The organism is Bacteroidia bacterium (genome assembly GCA_027493955.1).
GTDB lineage: Bacteria > Bacteroidota > Ignavibacteria > SZUA-365 > SZUA-365 > JAOSJT01.
Window position 1 is genome coordinate 3,208,616 of record JAOSJT010000001.1, and the last position, 18,280, is coordinate 3,226,895.

Genomic DNA, 18,280 nt, shown 5'->3' on the forward strand with positions numbered 1-18,280 from the left:
AAAAAGGCGTATTTTTCACAAAAGAGCGGCGTAGTTCTTGATTGGCACCTCTCTTATCACTACCATTGCAAGTGCCCCAAAGCTACGCCCTTCGACCACAGCTTAACGAGAGATAACATGAAACAATTCCTTTCCCTCCTCGCTCTGCTTGTTCTCATCCTCGTGCTCCTGCCTGCGCGCACTGTTGCGCAGAAAACCTACGTGTACGCGGCGCTGACGGACGAAGGCAACATCGCGAAAATTGATCCGGCCATCAATAAACTCATTCAGCGTATTCAGGTTGGTCGTGAGCCCGTCTCCGTTGCACTCAATGCGGACAAAAGCCGCCTCTACGTCAGCAACACCGGCGATATCACCGTGTCCATCGTGGACCTCAAGGACGATCGCGTCGCGCAGGTGCTTCGTCTGCCGGTCAACCGCCGCGGGATTTATTCCGGCGTGCTGATACGCAACTGGGAAGGCACGCGCATCTACGTTGCCGAACGGTCCGAAACGCCCGACACCGACGTGCGCGTGTATGTCATCGATACGCAGAAGGAACTCGTCATCGGTCAGTTCGAGGCGGGGAAAAACATCACCGCGCTCGCCGTCACCGGTGACGGTACGAAAATATACGTCACGAATGCCGGCAGCGGAATCGGTGTGTTCGACGCCCAGACGTATCAGCGCGTTGCGACCATTCCGGCTGTGGACGGTTTCGCGGGCACACTGACCGGCGTGGCCTGTAGTCCCACTGCCAACCTCGCCTATGCGTCCTACGGACCGGCAAACAAAATTCAGATCATCGACACCGGCAGCGACAAGCAGACGAGCGTTCTCGACATGCCCAAGTACCACACCGGGTCGCAGAAGGACATCATTTTCAGTCCCGACGGCCGCTATGCCTTCGTGATCAATCACAAGAATGTGTTCAAGGATATTGACGGTATCAACGTCATCGACGCCGCCAAGAACGAAGTCATCAAAATCTTCAACTCGGGCGAAGTGATGAAAGGGCTTGCAGTGACAGAGGATAACAAGATCGCCTATATCGCGTCGAAGGACCTCAAGTGGTACTCCCTCGTCACCCTCGAGCATATCCGGTCCATCTCCCTGCGCACCACCCTCGGCGGCATTGCTGTCGTCAGCAGATGATTGCTTCGTAGAATCAGCGCACCCCCGGGTACGCTGGAACCGACCATGGATTTCGCGATCGCGGCATGCATAACAGCTGCCTCGATCGCGATTTCATTTTATCCGCCGGGTGCGCGCAAGCTCCTGTTGTATGCGGTGAAGGACTGATCCTTTTTTTATTTCGTTGCGATGCATCGGAAAGCGAAAATGGGTGCTTGTTTTCCATGAGCGCGAGGCACTCCCGTGCGCTTTGGGCCCTGCATGCTTGTCGGGGGGCATGAATTGCCCACCTGTGATGCAAATGTGGAGCTTCATGGAACGCCCACCGTGATATTCAGGGAGTGGAAGCAACGCAAAGACGCAAGGGCGCAAAGACGCAGAGAAAGGATGCGATGCCTGGAATCCTGCAATTTGTGCTGAATTCCTCCCTCACTCAGGCAATATTTGTGCTCTTGCATTGAATGTGGGAGCTTCATGGAACGCCCACTTTTGCAGCATATGTGGGAGCTTCATGGAACGCCCACTTTTGCAGCACATGTGGGAGCTTCATGGAACGCCCACTTTTGCAGCACATGTGGGAGCTTCATGGAACGCCCACTTTCGCAGCACATGTGGGAGCTTCATGAAACGCCCACTTTTGCAGCGCATGTGGGAGCCTCATGAATCGCCCACTTTTGCAGCACATGTGGGAGCTTCATGAAACGCCCACTTTTGCAACACAGTGGGAGCTTCATGGAACGCCCACTAGCACAGTTCATGGAGAATATCTACTGCAGCGGATCTTTCTCAGCGTACTGGAGGATGTTGGAGGAGGTCAGCGAAAATGGGATTGCGATGTAGTACGGGACATGCTATGTTGAACTTTCATCATCGATATATAGGGAAACACTTCATGATGATCTCAAGAACATATTCCACGCATCGCTGTATATGGCATGACTACTCCTCACCAGGCTGGTACTATCTCGAGTTTCGCACGCGTCTGGGCAGGGAAATCTTCGGCGACGGACAAGATCGGAATGCAGATCAGAACGAATGCCGTAGCATCGTGGAGACTGTCGCATCTACCCTACCTGATCGGTATCCTGAGGCTCGAGTCGACACCATTACAGTGTTACCCGCATCAGCGCATATCCTGCTGCAAGTGTTAACGCACCGTAACATCGGACATTGTCAGAATTTCGCCTCGTATGACGAATGGTGGAATCACAGACGAACGATGACGGTACCGTTGATCGCTGGTTATTTCGAGACGCATACCGGAATTTCGATCAATACAATCCATGATACGCCAGGAGAGCGGGTTTGGGAGAGACGGTTTGGTGATCGCATCCTAAAGGATGAGTATTCCGTGTCTCTTGTTAGAGATCTCATGCGTGGTGATCCAGACGGTAGGATAGCCGCGATGTGTTTTAAAAGTTATCGACGAGGCAAGAGCAACAAACCGACGTTGTGGTCTGAATTGCTTGATGCTCTCGTGCGAACAAGAATATGGATACCACCTTTTACCTATGATCCGGATTTATTGGCATCGTATAAAGCCCCGCTAAAACCCTGATGATGGCAGCGATTCCAATCATCGAGCGTTTTCCTGTTGACTAGCAGTCGGTTGCTCGGTGGTAGTACTGTACCTTTCCGCGATATGCATCAACCAGTTGTGTTGGCAACACCCTCGAGGTTTCGCTCCGATATGTTGCTCAGATCGGGTGGGGATCACCGATCACTATCGTCAGAGTGCACCGTCCTCATTGTTATTATCTTTCAGGATACCCATCGTTTCCTCATGGGAGGGCGAGTCATGAAACTCCCATGTTCTTTTTTGTACCTACGTGGATGGTCACAGATGTGTGCGGAGTTTTGGCGGGCTCCATTACTATCGGAGGTTCATGGAGCTCCCACTTTTGCAGCATATGTGGGAGCTTCATGGAACGCCCACTTTTGCAGCATATGTGGGAGCTTCATGGAACGCCCACTTTTACAGCACATGTGAGAGCTTCATGGAACGCCCACTTTTGCAGCATATGTAGGAGCTTCATGGAACGCCCACTTTTACAGCACATGTGGGAGCTTCATGGAACGCCCACTTTCGCAGCACATGTGGGAGCTTCATGGAACGCCCACTTTTGCAGCATATGTGGGAGCTTCATGGAACGCCCACTTTTACAGCACATGTGGGAGCTTCATGGAACGCCCACTTTCGCAGCACATGTGGGAGCTTCATGGAACGCCCACTTTTGCAGCATATGTGGGAGCTTCATGGAACGCCCACTTTTACAGCACATGTGGGAGCTTCATGGAACGCCAACTTTTGCAGCATATGTGGGAGCTTCATGAAACGCCCACTTTTACAGCACATGTGGGAGCTTCATGGAACGCCCACTTTCGCAGCGGATGTGGGAGCTTCATGGAACGCCCACTTTCGCAGCACATGTGGGAGCTTCATGGAACGCCCACTTTTGCAGCATATGTGGGTGGTTCGTGATTCGCCCGGATCCCGCAGGATACGTGCGCGGATGGACACGGATTGGGGCGGAGCTACGCGGGGCTCTTTGATGTAGGTGGTTTATGAATCATCCACTTTTTGTGCACCCGAACGGGCCCTGCGCGATTTCGGCTACGCTCAACGAATACCGAGAGACGCTCCCTGAGCGAGTTTTCGACTACGCTCAACCTCCGCCAAAGGGTGGTCACCGGACGGGCGGCTCCGCTCATGCTCTCCGAATTTTTCCGTACATTAGGATGATGGATGCGATTGAAACACACCGTCTGCTCTCAACCGCACAGCGCGCCGCCCGCGAAGCCGGCCATGTCCTGCTCTCGCATCTCGGCCGCCTGCGCAGCATTGAAACCAAGAACGGACAGCAACTGAATCTGGTCACCGTAGCTGATCGCGAATCCGAGCAGCGGGTCATTGACGTTATCCGCGCGGAGTGGAGCGACCATGCCATTCTCGGTGAGGAAGGCGGGGCACACAGCGGCTCGGCGCCCTACACCTGGATTATCGATCCGCTGGACGGCACAACGAATTTCACGCACGCGTTTCCCCTCTTCAGCGTGTCCATAGCAGTCGAACATCGCGGCGACATCGTCGCGGGAGTCGTGTACGATCCTGTTCGCGACGAGATGTTCCATGCCGTTCGCGGCGGAGGCGCATGGCTCAACGACTCGCGCTTGCAGGTATCGGAAACCGCGGATATCGGACGCGCGATGCTCGTGACAGGCTTCCCGTACAATGTGCGGGAGAACCCGGATTACTGCCGCGAGCGCTTCATCGCCTTCCTCCAGGAGGCGCAGGCAGTGCGTCGGCTCGGAAGCGCGGCGCTCGACTGCGCCTGGGTGGCGGCGGGACGCCTCGACGGATTCTGGGAAGTGGCGCTGCAACCGTGGGACAAAGCGGCCGGTGTATTGCTCATCGAGGAGGCCGGTGGCCGCGTGAGCGATTTTCGCGGCGGACCACATTCCGTGTACGACGCGCCCTTCCTCGCGAGCAACGGCCATATTCACGATACCATGGTGCGGATACTCGCCGAGGCGACATCTATCACCATCACCTTGCAACCGCGGCCCTGAACGCCGCATCATTCCTGTTAACCGGAGAATTTCATGAGTGTTCTGATTGTCGGTTCCGTGGCATTGGATTATCTCGAAACGCCGTTCGGCGTCATGGAGCAGGCGCTGGGCGGCTCCGCCACGTTTTGTTCCGTTGCAGCCAGCTATCTCTGTGAGGAGGTGCGCTTCACCGGCATCGTCGGCGGCGATTTCCCGCAGGCGCATGTCGATTATCTCACGTCACGCGGCGTTGATCTGCTGGGATTGGTGCGCGAGAGCGAAGGGAAAACCTTTTCCTGGGGAGGAAAATATCACGAGGATATGAATACCCGCGACACGCTGTACACGGAACTGGGCGTGTTCGAACATTTCCACCCCGTGATACCCGATGCCTGGAAGCAGAGCGAATTCGTACTGCTCGGCAACATCCACCCCGCGCTGCAGATGGAGGTGCTCGAACAGATAGAGCAACCGAAACTGGTCGTCTGCGATACGATGAATCTGTGGATAAACATCAGTCTGAAAGAACTGAAAAAAGTTCTCAAACGTGTGGACGTGCTCATCCTCAACGACGAGGAGGCGCGCATGCTGACCGGCTTGCGCAACCTTCCCGCGGCGGGCAACGCCCTTCTGCGCATGGGACCGAAAGTGGCCGTCATCAAGAAGGGCGAGCATGGCGCAGTATTGATGACACGTGACTCCTATTTTTCCGCACCGGCCTATCCGCTCGAAACCGTGAAGGATCCCACCGGCGCGGGCGACACGTTCGCGGGAGGCTTTGTCGGTTGGCTTGCGCGCACGGGCGACGTCACCACCGCGAATATGCGCAAAGCTGTGGTGTACGGCAGCGTGCTTGCGTCGTTTTGCGTGGAGGAATTCTCCATCGACGGCATCCGTGCGCTCGATGACGACCGTATCGCGGAGCGCTTCAATCTGTTCAGGAAAATCACCGCCTTCTGATTCACCGGAGTGCATCCATGGCCGCCTACAGAGACAACGTCATCGGGTTGGACGGCGAGGGATTACGCTTCATCGACCAGACCCTGCTGCCGGGAGAGCTGCGCATCGTGCGCACGCGCGATTACCGCGATGTGCTGGAAGCGATACGAACGCTCCGCTTGCGGGGTGCGCCTCTGATCGGCATATCCGCCGCATACGGCGTCGCCCTCGCCGCGAGGGAAATGCATACCGCACAGGCAGTCGACAGCGAGCGCCTGCTTGCGGTATGCAACGAATTTGCGGCCACGCGCCCCACCGCCGTCAATCTCTTCTGGGCTCTGGAAATCGTGCGCACACTGATTCTCCGGAATGAGCCCTCCGCTCTTCCCGTCGTGCTCGAAGAAAACGCACGCGCCCTGCATGCGGACGACGCGCGCCGCTGCGCCGCTATAGGACTGCACGGCGCGGATCTGCTCCCGCGCAACGCCGGTGTGATCACCCATTGCAATACCGGCGCCTTCGCAACAGGCGGAGACGGGACCGCCTTTTCCGTGCTGCTCGAGGCGCATCGCCGGGGTCGCGGCATCCATGTGTATGCGGACGAAACCCGTCCCCTTCTGCAGGGCGCGCGGCTCACTATGTGGGAATTGCGCGAACACGGCATTCCCGCCACGCTGATCACCGACGGCACCGCGGCGATGCTGATGCGTCAGGGCGGCATAGGCGCTGCCATAAGCGGTGCGGATCGCATCGCGGCGAACGGCGATAGTGCGAACAAAATCGGGACCTACGCCCTCGCCATAGCGGCACACGCGCATGGCATTCCCTTTTACATTGCGGCGCCTCTGTCCACGGTGGATCTTTCCGTTTCGGATGGTTCACGCATTCCTATCGAACAGCGTGCGGCGAGTGAGGTTCTGACCTGTCACGGAACGACCATCGCTCCGGAGAACTCGGCGGTCTATGCGCCCGCTTTCGATGTCACGCCGGCGGAGCTGATCAGCGGCATCATCACCGAGCAGGGTGTGTCGTATCCGCCGTATAACGAAACTCTCGCCGGTGTCCATCCGTACAAGAGCGGCTCGGAATGATAGAAAAAACGGAAGCTGTGGTTCTGAAATCCATAAAGTACGGCGATACCAGCCGCATCGTAACCTTATATACAAGGGAATTCGGCAAGATGAGCGTCATCGCCAAGGGTGCACGCGCGGCCAAATCCCGCTTCGGCGCCGCGCTCGACGTGATGAGCCGCAGCGATATTGTACTCTATCGCAAAGAGCATCGCGAATTGCAGCTGCTCTCGCAGGCGGATCTGCTGCAGCAATACAAGAAACTGATCGCGGATCCCCCGCGCCTGATGGCCGGTTTCGCCGTGCTGGAATTCACCCATGCGGCCGTGCAAGGTGAGGAAGCCCATGAAGAACTCTACGAACTCCTCACCTCCGCGCTCGCCCGTCTGGATGAGAGCCGCGAAGACGCGCTGATCACCCTGCTGCGCTTTCTTATCGGTCTCACACACGCCCTCGGCATCGGTTTCGACATGCTGCATTGTATCAATTGCCGGACAGCCCTTTCGGAAGCGGGAGCGCTGCGCGACCGGGCGGCATTTTCCATTGCCCACGGCGGCTGTACCTGTTCGTCCTGCACACCGAAAGCGGACAGCTTCCGCATCGACCTCGGTACCGTACAGCTGCTTCAGGTTTTGCGACCGTCAGCGGAGATTCCATCCGTGAATCCGGACACGCCGCATCGCATCACACAAGAGGGTGTGTACCTGCTGCACAAGCATCTCTCCGCGCATATCGACGGCATGCGACGGGTAAAATCCATGCGCCTGCTCGATGCCTTCGACGAAGGTCGCTGAACAGCCACCGGCACACCCGAAGAGAAGGAGCAGCACGGCGCTATCGTGGACAACAGTCCCGGCATTTTTTCCGCTCCGGCAGTGTTATACAGGAAGTTTGCGATTTTTTTCATATAACGGCATATCACCGTAGTATTCCAGGAGGTAGTATCCATGTCCAAACGAGCAGTTCTCACAGCCATCGTATTAGTCACGACAGGAATCCTTTTCGGGGCGGTGCTGGTCACAAGTTTCAGCGGCATCGGGCTTTCCCTCGCCGGTCCGACGGTTCAGTTCAATACATCGGCCCCGGTGACGCCCTCGGCGAGCGTGGCGGAGCTGAATCAGGCCTTCCGCGACGTTGCCGCCGTGGTTACACCGCAGGTTGTCTTCATTTCTGTGAAGACGAAAGCCGAATCCGCACCGCAGATGGAGTTCTTCCGCCGCTTCGGCATCCCGGAACAGGAAGGGCAGGAGGAAAACCTGCAACAAGGTAACGGTTCCGGTATCATCCTCACGTCGGACGGTTACATCCTCACCAACCGGCATGTGGTTGAAAACGCGGTGGAAAACGGAATCACCGTCACACTCAACGATTCGCGCGAATTTTCCGCAACGGTTATCGGGGAAGACGAGAACACCGACATCGCCGTTATCAAAATCGAGGCCAGCGGTTTGAGCGCCGCAGCACTCGGGAACTCCGACGATGTGCAGGTCGGCGACTGGATCCTTGCCGTCGGTAATCCGCTGGGGTATCTCTCCTTTTCCGTCACCTCCGGTATCGTCTCGGCTATCAGCCGCAACATCGGCGTGATCGGCGACAGACGCAGTGGCCTGGGCATCGAGAATTTCATTCAAACCGACGCCGTCATCAATCCCGGTAATTCAGGCGGACCGATGGTCAATCTGAAAGGACAGGTGATCGGCGTCAACACCGCGATCGCCACCAGCGGTTTCGGCCGCAGCTACATCGGTTACGGCTTCGCGGTGCCTATCAATCTGGCAAAGACCATCGCCAACGTACTGATAAAAGAAGGGAAATTCGTGCGCGGCTACATCGGCGTGAACATTCGCGACATCGACGCCAAAATGGCCGAAGCGCTCGGTCTCGACCGCTACCGCGGCGTGCTCGTCGAAAAACTGGTTGACGGTGGAGCGGGCGAAGCCGCCGGCATCAAGGTGGGCGACGCAATCGTGGAAGTTGACGGTAAACCGGTGGAAAGCGCCAATCAACTCCAGGCACGCGTGGGCATGCACCGACCGGGGGAAACGATCGCTCTCAAACTGATGCGCGAAGGCGTGTACAAAACCATCAGCGTCACTCTCAAGGGTCGCGACAATGAGACCGTTGCCGAGACGAACAATGATAAAAAGGACGAAAAGAAAGACGCCAAACCCGAAACCCTCGATCCGGTGAACTTCGACAACAGCGGCTTCACCGTGCGACCGCTCAATGAGCAGCAGAAAAAGCAGTTCAAAATCGAGAGCGGAGTGCTGGTCGAGCGCGTCAAGCGCAACAGTCCCGCCTGGGACAGCGGTCTGCCGCAAGGCGTGGTGATTTTCGAGGCGATTCGCAAGGGCAAGAAAACACCGATCGAATCCGTCTCGGACCTGAAGAAATTCGTGGGAAGTCTTTCCAAAGACGAATCCGTGCTCCTGCGCGTGCAGCTCCCTGATGGCGAAGCGCGTTTCGTCCCGATGAAAGCGCCCATAGACTAACGCATCGGTGGAGAACGACGCGGGTATAAGAACCGCATCGTTCGTCCGCTCCCGATTTCGACAGAGCCAATACAGGTGGAACGGCGACATCCGTTCCACTTTTTTTTCTCGTCCTCTGCCATCATGCAGCGGAGCGGCGATTTTCTTCTCTGCCTTCCGCATCCTATTTTTTCTCGCATGAAGATACGGAACATCCTTCTCGTCCTGTTACTCTCCTGCCTCACGCGCGCGGCGCTCGCTCAGGTGCACACCGACACCATTGCGGTCAGGAAGCTCACCCACAGCACCTGGCATGCGGCAGTGGATGAAAACGGTAACGGTTTGTATTGCGTTGTCTGGACGCAACGCGGCGAAGGCGTTTCGAAGATCCGGGCACTGTTCCTGCGGCAAGGGCAGCGGGAGGAGATCCGCGTCTTCGATGTAAGCGCTCCGAATCCGGGCTTCGAAGACAGCAAACCCGCTGTCACCTTCCTCAACTGCGATACGGCGATTGTGGCCTGGCAGCGTGGCGGTGATGGGCGACAGCGTGTGCTGTATCGTCTGCTCGCCGGCAATGGTCAAGCGCTCTCCGACGAGGGGTGGATCAGTGACGCGGAGGCGGACGCCATGCTTCCCGCGTTACGACGAACGCCCGTCGGAGCCCTCGCCGTGTGGCAGGATTTTCGCAACCTCCAACTCGATATCTATGCGCGCCCGATGAATGCGGAAGGACTGCCCGAAGGTCACGCGTCCATGCTCAACGACGATGGAGGGAGAGCGCTGCAGGGCCAGCCCAAACTCTCGGCAGGGAGCTGTCCGGCCGCTCTCGCCGTCTGGTCCGACAATCGCGTGGACGGAAAGTGGAAGTTCTATTATCAACTCTGGCGCGCCGGTCCCGTCGGAGAGAATGTGCTGCTCGATTCCGCGCAGCGGAAAAACATGACCACACTGGCCGCCGCTGCGTGGATGTCGCAGGACACGGCCGTGTTCGTCTGGAAGGATTATCGCGAAGGGCATAGTAATATCTACCGGCGCGTTGCGGACATTTCGCGTTCCACGCTCACTCCCGCGCAACGCATCAACGACGACGATGGTGACCGTTGGCAGCGGCTACCCGTTATCGCCGGCGACGGCAGGGGAAATATGGTGATGTGCTGGGAGGACTATCGCAATACGGAGACAAATCAGCAGGGAGATACCTACATGCAGGTCTTCGAGCGGGACGGTTCACCGCGGGGCGGAAATCAGCGCGTGAATGACCGCGACGACAGAATTCCGCGAAAAGCGCCCGTCATCGCCATGGCCGTGGACGGCGTATACCTCATTGTCTGGCATCAGGGTGAGGAGAGCAGCTTCGATCTGGTCGGGCAATGGTTTCGGTATCCGGACGAGCGGCTCGGCGAAAATTTCTGTTTGACATGCAGGGAGAAGAAACAATGAGTATGGATCGCCGTGAATTCATGCGGCTCGGATTCCTCCGACTGCGTGACCGTGCGCATAAGACCGTGCCCGAACCCATTCGCAAGCAATTCGATCCCGTGCGTCTGGACGTGAGTATACTCACCGATCACCCCGACGACGCGGACAGAATTGCGGAGGAATCCCTGCCCGAGCATTTCAGCGGCAAGTTTTTCCGTCTGAAGCAGAGTCAGCTCACTGGTGTGTTCCCCGGCGGCGTGCTGCTCTTCGAGCAGAACACACTTCGCGACTACCGTGACGGGGCTTCGATGTTTTACTCCGCTCTGCGACAGATACACGACGACCTTGAACTGACCCGCCTGCAAAGTGACCCGACCCTGTTGCGCTTCGTGAACATCATACCCTCGTTCAGCCGCACGGCGGAGGTATTCCATAAGAATGTGCGTGTCAACGCCATTCCGTTGTATGAGGATGGTCGCTTCATTATCGAGGGGACTATCGGACAGATGCGCATCGTCGTCGCAAATCAGCGACTCGTTGTCGTGGACGCACCCTGTGCCCATGGCATCTGCAAAGCCCATCCGCCCATCATCACGCCCGGCCAGCGCATCACCTGTGTGCCCAATGAAATCAGTATCGTGATCGGAGTTGGCGATTGACGAAAGACGATTCGGGGGAAAACAGAAGAGGTGAGAAACCATCGTTTCTCACCTCTTCTCACCCTTTGGTTCTCCGTTTTCGCGGACGACGCTACACTTCCATGACCTCTTTTTCCTTGTGCTTGAGCAATTCCTCGACATGCTCGATATGTTTGTTGGTCATGTCCTGTACATCCTTTTCGGCCTTGATGCGTTCGTCTTCGGACACGTGATCATCCTTCTCGGCTTTTTTCAGCTGATCGTTCGCATCGCGACGGATGTTACGGATGGCGACGCGCGTATCCTCACCAAAGCGCTTGACAAGCTTCACGATATCCCGACGCCGTTCTTCATTGAGTGCGGGAATGGGGACGCGGATGAGATTTCCGTCGTTACCGGGATTGAGGCCAAGGTCCGCGCTGCGGATGGCTTTCTCGATGGGATTGAGCGCGGTCTTGTCCCAGGGCTGTATGCCCAGCGTGTGCGCGTCGAGAACGGTCACACTCGCCATTTGTTGCAGCGGGGTCATCGCGCCGTAGTACTCCACTTTTACGCCGTCGAGTAATGCCGTCGTCGCCTTGCCCGTGCGAATCTTGCTGAGTTCCTGCCGCAGGGCCTCGATGGATTTGTCCATACGGTCGGCGGCATCCTTGAGAATATCTTTCATCATGGCAGCAGCTCCGTGCTTGTTGAAGTCGTTGCGGTTGCAGTATCGCTCACCAGTGTGCCGACATCCTCGCCGAGCAACAGCTTTTTAAGGTTGCCTCTGGTGTTGATGTTAAAGACAATAATAGGAAGTTTGTTTTCGCGACACAATGTTATGGCGGTGAGGTCCATCACACGCAGGTCCTTTTGCAGGACGTCGAGATAGTTGATTTCCTGAAAACGGAACGCGTCGGGATTTTTTTCGGGATCGCAATCGTACACACCGTCCACACGCGTGCCCTTGAGAATCACGTCGGCTTCGATCTCGACAGCCCGCAATGCGGCGGCGGTGTCGGTAGTGAAGTAGGGATGGCCGGTACCGGCACCCATGATCACGACGCGGCCTTTTTCCAGATGTCGGATAGTGCGACGGCGAATATAGGGCTCAGCGATCTGATTCATTTCAATCGCGCTGGCGAGCCGCGTATACACGCCACGCTCTTCGAGCATATTCTGCAGGGCCAGGGAGTTGATCATGGTGGCGAGCATGCCCATCTGGTCACCCGAGGCCTTGTGAATACCCTGCGCGGCGGCGGCGACGCCGCGGTAAATGTTTCCTCCGCCGAGTACGATACCGACCTCGACACCGAGCTCGCGCGCGGAGATGATTTCGTCCGCGTACATGCGCAGCGTGTCGGGATCAATCCCGTACTCGCGATCACCCATCAGCGACTCGCCGCTGAGTTTGAGGAGAATGCGTTTGAATTTTGCTTCCATGAGGCGCCTCCGCATAAAAAGAGCCTTCTGGCGATGTCGCCAAAAGGCTCTGCTCAACAAACCGTGAAATTACGCTCCGACCTGGAAGCGCTCGAAACGGACGACGGTCAGAGTGCCGCCGACATTCTTGCCGACCTCTTCGACATGCTCCTTCACCGTCTTCGTGGTGTCGCGAAGGAAGGTCTGCTCCAGCAGGGTGTACTCCTGGAAGTACTTGTTGAGCTTCCCTTCGGCGATGCGGTCCACCATATTCTCGGGTTTACCCTGCTCCAGCGCCTGCTGGCGGTAAATCTCGAGTTCCTTCTGCGTGATCTCCGCGGGCACGGAGCTGCGATCGATGGCCACGGGGCTCATGGCGGCAACCTGCATGGCGAGGTCCTTGCCCAGTGTGGACACGGCGTCACCGGTAGCGCCGCTGATCTCGAGCATTACACCCAATTTGGCACCCGGGTGGATGTAGTCGATGAGCGCGCCGTCAGTGGCGAACGTGGCGAAACGCTTGACTTCGATTTTCTCACCGATTTTTCCGACGAGTTCCTGAAGATAATCGCCAACAGTGAGGTCACCGCTTTTCGCCTGCAGAAGAGCAGCGACATCGGCGGGGGCCTGCGATTTTACGGCTTCAAGAGCGCGATTCGCGAAGCTGAGGAAGTCCTCGCTGCGTGCGACGAAATCGGTTTCGCAGTTCACTTCCACGATAACGCCCTTGCCGTTGTCGATGCTGGTGAGCACGACACCTTCGTTTGCAGTGCGATCCGCACGTTTTTCGGCGGTGGCGGCGCCTTTTTTGCGCAGGTATTCGATGGCCTGCTCCATGTCGCCGTTGGTTTCGTTCAGCGCTTTCTTGCAATCCATCATACCGGCGCCGGTGCGCTCGCGAAGTTCCTTGACAGTGGCGGCTGTGATTTCCATGTGATGTCTCTATTGCGTGTTATAGAAAAAAAATCTTGCGTATTACAAAGAATGGCTGCGGAACAGCCATTCTGATCAACTTACTGCTGCTCTTCTTCCTCGTCTGTCGCATCGGTTTCCTTCGCGATGCGCTCTTCTTCGGCGGCCTGCTCGGCCTTCATGGTGCGGCCCTGCTCTTTGCCTTCGTTGATGGCTTCCACCAACGCTTTGGTCATCAGCTCGATGGTGCGGGCGGAGTCATCGTTACCGGGAATGACATGATCCACATTGTCGGGATCACAATTGGTGTCCACGATGGCGTACACGGGAATATTGAGCAGGTTGGCTTCCTTGACGGCGATATGCTCTTTCTTGATATCCACCACGAACAATGCGCCGGGGAGACGGCTCATATCGACAATGCCGCTCAGGATTTTGTTCAGACGCTCTTTCTCGCGGGAGATCATGAGGCGTTCTTTTTTCGTAATCTGCTCGAAGGTACCGTCGGTCTCCATTTTCTCGATATTGGTGAGACGCTTGATGCTCTTGCGAATCGTCGAGAAATTGGTGAGCATGCCGCCGAGCCAGCGCTCGACAACATAGTGCTGACCGCTTTCGGTCGCGGCCTGACGAACGATATCTTTTGCCTGTTTTTTCGTTCCGACGAACAGGATACGCTTCCCTTCGGAGATGACCTGCGCAACCTTGGCGCAGGCTTCGTCGAGCTGCTCCTGCGTTTTTTTCAGGTCGATGATGTGAATGCCATTGCGCTCCATGAAGATGTAGGGTTTCATCTTCGGATTCCAACGGCGCGTCAGGTGACCGAAATGGGTACCGGACGCGAGAAGACTTTCGAGGGATACTCTGGGCATGATGACTCCTATTGTGTTTATGCCGCTGCGCCCGTCATTCCGTCTCCGATATCCCGCGGGATACACACGGGAGGCGGTCGGAGCGCATGTGTGATAGAGGCGGAAAACGGTGCGCCGGGGCGCACCGTCCGCAGGGAATTAACGTTTGCTGAACTGGAAGCGCTTGCGTGCCTTTTTCTGTCCGTATTTCTTACGCTCGACCATACGGGAGTCGCGTGTAAGCAAACCGGCGCGACGCAGGCGGCTGCGGAATTCTTCGTCCGCTTCCACCAGAGCGCGGGCGATGCTCATGCGGACGGCACCGGCCTGACCGTGTGTGCCACCACCGCGAACGCGGATGTGTGTATCGTAACGGTCGTTTGTTTCGGTGACGGTAAAGGGCAAGCGGACTTCATCGAGCAACAGCTCGGTCGGGAAGTACTGCGTGACGTCTTTGCCGTTGACCGTCATCTTCCCGCTGCCGGGAGTGATGAACGTACGGGCGACTGCCGTTTTCCTGCGCCCGACTGTGATCTTATGATTCATGAGATACCTTGCAAGAAGAATGTATTGTTATCACTGTTCTCTGTCGAAGGTCAGGACTTCCGGCATTTGCGCCTGATGCGGGTGGTTGCCGTCTGCATAGACTTTCAACTTCTTGATGATCTGGCGCCCGAGGCGGTTGTGCGGCAGCATGCCCTTGACGGCGTGCTCGATGACGTAGCGCGGATTGCTCTTGACGAGATCCTTGAACATGCGGGTCTTCGCACCACCAGGATAGCCGGAATGCGTGAAGTACGATTTCTGTTCGAAACGCTTACCCGTCACGCGAACCTTATCCGCGTTGATCACGATGACGAAGTCGCCCGTGTCGACATGCGGCGTAAAGATCGGCTTGTGCTTGCCGCGCAGGATACGCGCGACGTTCGCGGCCAGCCGACCGAGCACAAGTCCGTCGGCGTCGACGACATACCATTTCTTGTCGACCTCGACTTCCTTTGCCTGAAAGGTTCGCTGGGTGGTACGGTTGCTCATATGTAGCCTTTGTAATTCAGTTAAGTGTCGATAAAAATAAACCGATCTACAAAGTAATATCGCTATAGGGAAAAAGTCAAGGTGCAGGAAAATCCTTTTGGCCACACTTCTGTTGCGATACTGCAAACAGGGGGCCAACGCGAGGTGGGTGTGATGAAAATAATTCTGTTCCCGTTGTGCGATTCCATGATCTGTATCGCGGTTCGCAGGAAAAATTATCTCCAAATCCTGGCAGCGTTCCGGAGAGGCCTCCCCGGCGTGAACGTGCACGAACGCGTTTCCCGCCCGATCATGCGCCCCACCCGGATGCGTCGCGCGATGTGTGTACGGGCAAAACGTTGCTGCGAACGACCGGCGCACGATCTGCGCGCAGCCCTTGTACGGCGCCACGTTTTGTTGACTCTCTTCAATCGCGTATTTTTTCAGGCACGTATCTTCAACTTCCGCGACAGGAACAGCGCATGAATCCACTCCTTACCGTCTCGCACCGATGTCACTGGACGCTCAACGACCTCCGCTCGAATATCATGGGCATAGATACCAAGGTGCCGTTGCTGGATGGAAGCAGCGTCGAATATGTGTTCCTGGACAATGGAGCGAGCACTCCGTCGTTCCGCCACGCATACGAAGTCATGGCGGAATTCATGCCGTTCTACTCCGGTGTGCACCGTGGCACCGGCTTCAAGTCACTGCTGGCCACGCATGTGTTTGACGAAGCGCACGACATTGCGGGACGCTTTGTCGGTGCGGACCTTGATCGCAACACGGTCATTTTTCTCAAGAACACCACCGAGGCCGTGAACAAACTTGCGAACCGTTGCGACTGGCGTGAAGGGGACGTCGTCATCACGACGCTCATGGAGCATCACTCCGACGACCTGCCCTGGCGCAAGCATGCGAAGGTCATTCACATCGGCGTGGACGACAAGGGCTACCTGAACATGCAGCATCTGCGAGAAACCTTCGCCGCTCATCGCGGGCATGTGCGATTTCTCGCGGTGACGGGCGCCTCCAACATCACAGGCATCATCAATCCCGTACATGACCTTGCGGCTCTGGCGCATGAACATGGCGCCTACATTTTCGTGGATGCGGCGCAGCTGGCTCCGCACCGCCCCATCAATGTGCTTCCCGACGGCGACGCGGGGCATATCGATTTTATCGCCTACTCGGCGCACAAAATGTACGCGCCATACGGCATCGGCGTGCTTGTCGGACCGCGCGACTACTTTTCGCAGGGTGATCCGGACATGGTCGGCGGCGGCGTTGTGGATATTGTTGAGGAAGATTTTGTCGCATTTTCCGCGCCTCCCGCGCGCGAAGAAGCCGGCAGCCCCAACGTGCCCGGTGCGGTCGGTTTGGCGGCCGCCATACACATGCTTCAGGCCGCGGGCATGGAAAAGATAGCGGAACACGAACATGAGATGGTGTCCTATGCGGTACGCCGTATGAAGGAGGTACCGGGTTTGATACTCTTCGGTCCGACGGAAGAACACGAGCTCGCGAATAAGGTCGGGGTCTTGTCCTTCGAAATGCAGGGAACACCGCATGCGAAAGTTGCGGCCATTCTGAGCGCGGAGGGCGGAATCGGCGTGCGTAACGGCTGTTTCTGCGCGCATCCGTACGTCAAGCGACTGCTGCAGGTGGACGAGGAATCCTCAAAAGCGCTGACGGAAGAGATTCTCGGCGGCGACAGGACCAATCTGCCCGGTATGGTACGCGCAAGTTTTGGCTGTTACAACAACCGCGAGGATGTGGACCGGCTCGTGGACATGCTGCATCGCATTGCACGAGGTGAATTTGCGGACAGTTATGTGCTGGATCGGCGCAGCGGTACGTACTGGCCGAAAGATTTCGACTACGACTTTGCGTCATACTTCCCGCACTTCCAGTTCAAGCCTACGACGGAACTTCGCGAGTTCAGCGAAGCGAGCTGAGACAATACGGATTACTTACGCAGCCTGCCTGTTGCGATAGAGCGAACCGTGTCCATCGGCGGACGGCGATGTGCCGGCGAACGACCGCACACGGCTTCTGTCCGACACGCCTTTGTACCGTCCCGTGCACACGGCACGAATCCTGATGCAACGCTGCGACTGGCCGCGCATCCGGCTCATCGTTCCGGATGATAACGGATAACCTCCACTTTTTCCCTGGTGACCAGACCGCCGCAGCCGGCGATGTCAAACAATCCGTCGAGCACGGAGAGGAAGGCCTCGATACGTTCCTCCTTGTCGACGAATTCGACAACAATCGAAAGATCCGTAGAGAGCCGCAGCAAGCGCGCGGTGTGCAAGCGGCTGGAGGCGCCGTACCCCTCGATACCCCGGAGCACCGTGGCGCCGGCAAGGCCTTCGGCGCGGGCCGCGTTCACGATGGCTTCATACAGGGGTTTCCCCTCATGACGATCGCTTTCGCCGAGAAAGATGCGCAACAGCACCGCTTCACCACTGATATGCATGGTTGCCTCCTGTGTGTCTCAGATGACGCGGGCGAGCAACATACCGAGCCAGATTCCAAGAATGCACAATCCGACGCTCCCGGCGACGTTCAGAAGAGCCTGCAGATAGACGCCGTCGGAAAGCAAGCGCATCGTTTCGTAGCTGAAGGTGGAGAATGTCGTAAAACCCCCGCACAATCCGACGCCGAGAAAGAGACGAAGCATGGGAGCGGCGCTCGTACCGTATTCGGTGGCCTCCATCAGCCAGCCCAGAATCACTGAACCGAGCAGATTTACCGCCAGCGTTCCGTACGGAAAATCCGTCCCGAGCACGCGGTATACCGCGCCGGAGAGCAGGTAGCGCAGGGCGGCACCTATTCCGCCTCCGATGGCGACAGCTAGAACAGGGTAGAATTGTGGCATGACGCGGGAATGTTGAAAT

General features: G+C 57.0%; 17 protein-coding genes. 9 read left to right on the top strand and 8 right to left on the bottom strand.

What is annotated here, in order from left to right:
- Positions 1 to 117 precede the first annotated feature (117 nt).
- The 8 genes from M5R41_12290 (at position 118) to M5R41_12325 (ending at position 11,220) form a co-directional block, all read left to right on the top strand.
- A complete protein-coding gene (locus tag M5R41_12290; GenBank protein MCZ7557169.1) occupies positions 118 to 1,134 on the top strand; it encodes a YncE family protein in 1,017 nt (338 codons plus the stop codon).
- Positions 1,135 to 3,852: 2,718 nt separating this feature from the next.
- On the top strand, positions 3,853 to 4,683 hold the full coding sequence (locus M5R41_12295; GenBank protein ID MCZ7557170.1) for an inositol monophosphatase: 831 nt from the start codon (positions 3,853 to 3,855) through the stop codon (positions 4,681 to 4,683).
- Positions 4,684 to 4,716: 33 nt separating this feature from the next.
- Complete coding sequence (locus tag M5R41_12300; protein MCZ7557171.1) at positions 4,717 to 5,622, top strand: PfkB family carbohydrate kinase; 906 nt, start codon at positions 4,717 to 4,719, stop codon at positions 5,620 to 5,622.
- A 17-nt stretch (positions 5,623 to 5,639) separates the two neighbouring features.
- Positions 5,640 to 6,692, top strand: a complete 1,053-nt coding sequence (mtnA, locus tag M5R41_12305; GenBank protein ID MCZ7557172.1) for an S-methyl-5-thioribose-1-phosphate isomerase — start codon at positions 5,640 to 5,642, stop codon at positions 6,690 to 6,692.
- On the top strand, positions 6,689 to 7,465 hold the full coding sequence (gene recO / locus M5R41_12310) for a DNA repair protein RecO (protein ID MCZ7557173.1): 777 nt from the start codon (positions 6,689 to 6,691) through the stop codon (positions 7,463 to 7,465). Before mtnA ends, recO begins: the two co-directional genes overlap by 4 nt.
- A 153-nt stretch (positions 7,466 to 7,618) precedes the next feature.
- A complete protein-coding gene (locus M5R41_12315) occupies positions 7,619 to 9,163 on the top strand; it encodes a trypsin-like peptidase domain-containing protein (GenBank protein MCZ7557174.1) in 1,545 nt (514 codons plus the stop codon).
- A gap of 177 nt (positions 9,164 to 9,340) precedes the next feature.
- Entirely contained in the window at positions 9,341 to 10,582 is a 1,242-nt protein-coding gene (locus M5R41_12320; GenBank protein ID MCZ7557175.1) for a hypothetical protein, read from the top strand.
- A gap of 2 nt (positions 10,583 to 10,584) precedes the next feature.
- Entirely contained in the window at positions 10,585 to 11,220 is a 636-nt protein-coding gene (locus M5R41_12325; protein MCZ7557176.1) for a NusG domain II-containing protein, read from the top strand.
- 91 nt (positions 11,221 to 11,311) lie between these two features.
- On the opposite strand, the gene frr is transcribed toward M5R41_12325, so the two are convergent.
- The 6 genes from frr to rplM all read right to left on the bottom strand — a co-directional run bounded on the left by frr (position 11,312) and on the right by rplM (position 15,398).
- A complete protein-coding gene (gene frr / locus M5R41_12330; protein MCZ7557177.1) occupies positions 11,312 to 11,869 on the bottom strand; it encodes a ribosome recycling factor in 558 nt (185 codons plus the stop codon).
- Positions 11,866 to 12,621, bottom strand: a complete 756-nt coding sequence (gene pyrH / locus M5R41_12335; GenBank protein ID MCZ7557178.1) for a UMP kinase — start codon at positions 12,619 to 12,621, stop codon at positions 11,866 to 11,868. The genes frr and pyrH overlap by 4 nt, the downstream gene beginning before the upstream one ends.
- A gap of 69 nt (positions 12,622 to 12,690) precedes the next feature.
- Positions 12,691 to 13,533, bottom strand: coding sequence for a translation elongation factor Ts (gene tsf / locus M5R41_12340; protein ID MCZ7557179.1), 843 nt, complete (start codon positions 13,531 to 13,533; stop codon positions 12,691 to 12,693).
- 80 nt (positions 13,534 to 13,613) lie between these two features.
- Positions 13,614 to 14,384 carry a 30S ribosomal protein S2 gene (rpsB, locus tag M5R41_12345; GenBank protein MCZ7557180.1) on the bottom strand — a complete coding sequence of 257 codons (771 nt, stop codon included), beginning with the start codon at positions 14,382 to 14,384 and terminating at the stop codon, positions 13,614 to 13,616.
- Positions 14,385 to 14,522: 138 nt separating this feature from the next.
- On the bottom strand, positions 14,523 to 14,909 hold the full coding sequence (gene rpsI / locus M5R41_12350; protein MCZ7557181.1) for a 30S ribosomal protein S9: 387 nt from the start codon (positions 14,907 to 14,909) through the stop codon (positions 14,523 to 14,525).
- Positions 14,910 to 14,939: 30 nt separating this feature from the next.
- Entirely contained in the window at positions 14,940 to 15,398 is a 459-nt protein-coding gene (rplM, locus tag M5R41_12355) for a 50S ribosomal protein L13 (protein MCZ7557182.1), read from the bottom strand.
- A 461-nt stretch (positions 15,399 to 15,859) separates the two neighbouring features.
- On the opposite strand from rplM, the gene M5R41_12360 reads away from it, so the two are divergent.
- The gene (locus M5R41_12360) at positions 15,860 to 17,335 is read left to right on the top strand and encodes an aminotransferase class V-fold PLP-dependent enzyme (GenBank protein ID MCZ7557183.1); all 1,476 of its coding nucleotides are present in this window, start codon (positions 15,860 to 15,862) and stop codon (positions 17,333 to 17,335) included.
- Positions 17,336 to 17,511: 176 nt separating this feature from the next.
- Here the strand turns inward: M5R41_12360 and M5R41_12365 are convergent, their stop codons facing one another.
- Both M5R41_12365 and crcB read right to left on the bottom strand, forming a co-directional pair.
- Positions 17,512 to 17,859, bottom strand: coding sequence for a DUF190 domain-containing protein (locus tag M5R41_12365; protein MCZ7557184.1), 348 nt, complete (start codon positions 17,857 to 17,859; stop codon positions 17,512 to 17,514).
- Positions 17,860 to 17,877: 18 nt separating this feature from the next.
- Positions 17,878 to 18,261: a fluoride efflux transporter CrcB gene (gene crcB, locus M5R41_12370; GenBank protein MCZ7557185.1), complete on the bottom strand. Its 384-nt coding sequence runs from the start codon at positions 18,259 to 18,261 to the stop codon at positions 17,878 to 17,880.
- Positions 18,262 to 18,280: the final 19 nt, after the last annotated feature.

Bases quoted from the DNA above. Each gene is read 5' to 3' on its own strand.
- M5R41_12290 (MCZ7557169.1), top strand. From the start codon at position 118: ATGAAACAATTCCTTTCCCTCCTCGCTCTGCTTGTTCTCATCCTCGTG.
- M5R41_12295 (MCZ7557170.1), top strand. From the start codon at position 3,853: ATGATGGATGCGATTGAAACACACCGTCTGCTCTCAACCGCACAGCGC.
- M5R41_12300 (MCZ7557171.1), top strand. From the start codon at position 4,717: ATGAGTGTTCTGATTGTCGGTTCCGTGGCATTGGATTATCTCGAAACG.
- mtnA (MCZ7557172.1), top strand. From the start codon at position 5,640: ATGGCCGCCTACAGAGACAACGTCATCGGGTTGGACGGCGAGGGATTA.
- recO (MCZ7557173.1), top strand. From the start codon at position 6,689: ATGATAGAAAAAACGGAAGCTGTGGTTCTGAAATCCATAAAGTACGGC.
- M5R41_12315 (MCZ7557174.1), top strand. From the start codon at position 7,619: ATGTCCAAACGAGCAGTTCTCACAGCCATCGTATTAGTCACGACAGGA.
- M5R41_12320 (MCZ7557175.1), top strand. From the start codon at position 9,341: ATGAAGATACGGAACATCCTTCTCGTCCTGTTACTCTCCTGCCTCACG.
- M5R41_12325 (MCZ7557176.1), top strand. From the start codon at position 10,585: ATGGATCGCCGTGAATTCATGCGGCTCGGATTCCTCCGACTGCGTGAC.
- frr (MCZ7557177.1), bottom strand. From the start codon at position 11,869: ATGATGAAAGATATTCTCAAGGATGCCGCCGACCGTATGGACAAATCC.
- pyrH (MCZ7557178.1), bottom strand. From the start codon at position 12,621: ATGGAAGCAAAATTCAAACGCATTCTCCTCAAACTCAGCGGCGAGTCG.
- tsf (MCZ7557179.1), bottom strand. From the start codon at position 13,533: ATGGAAATCACAGCCGCCACTGTCAAGGAACTTCGCGAGCGCACCGGC.
- rpsB (MCZ7557180.1), bottom strand. From the start codon at position 14,384: ATGCCCAGAGTATCCCTCGAAAGTCTTCTCGCGTCCGGTACCCATTTC.
- rpsI (MCZ7557181.1), bottom strand. From the start codon at position 14,909: ATGAATCATAAGATCACAGTCGGGCGCAGGAAAACGGCAGTCGCCCGT.
- rplM (MCZ7557182.1), bottom strand. From the start codon at position 15,398: ATGAGCAACCGTACCACCCAGCGAACCTTTCAGGCAAAGGAAGTCGAG.
- M5R41_12360 (MCZ7557183.1), top strand. From the start codon at position 15,860: ATGAATCCACTCCTTACCGTCTCGCACCGATGTCACTGGACGCTCAAC.
- M5R41_12365 (MCZ7557184.1), bottom strand. From the start codon at position 17,859: ATGCATATCAGTGGTGAAGCGGTGCTGTTGCGCATCTTTCTCGGCGAA.
- crcB (MCZ7557185.1), bottom strand. From the start codon at position 18,261: ATGCCACAATTCTACCCTGTTCTAGCTGTCGCCATCGGAGGCGGAATA.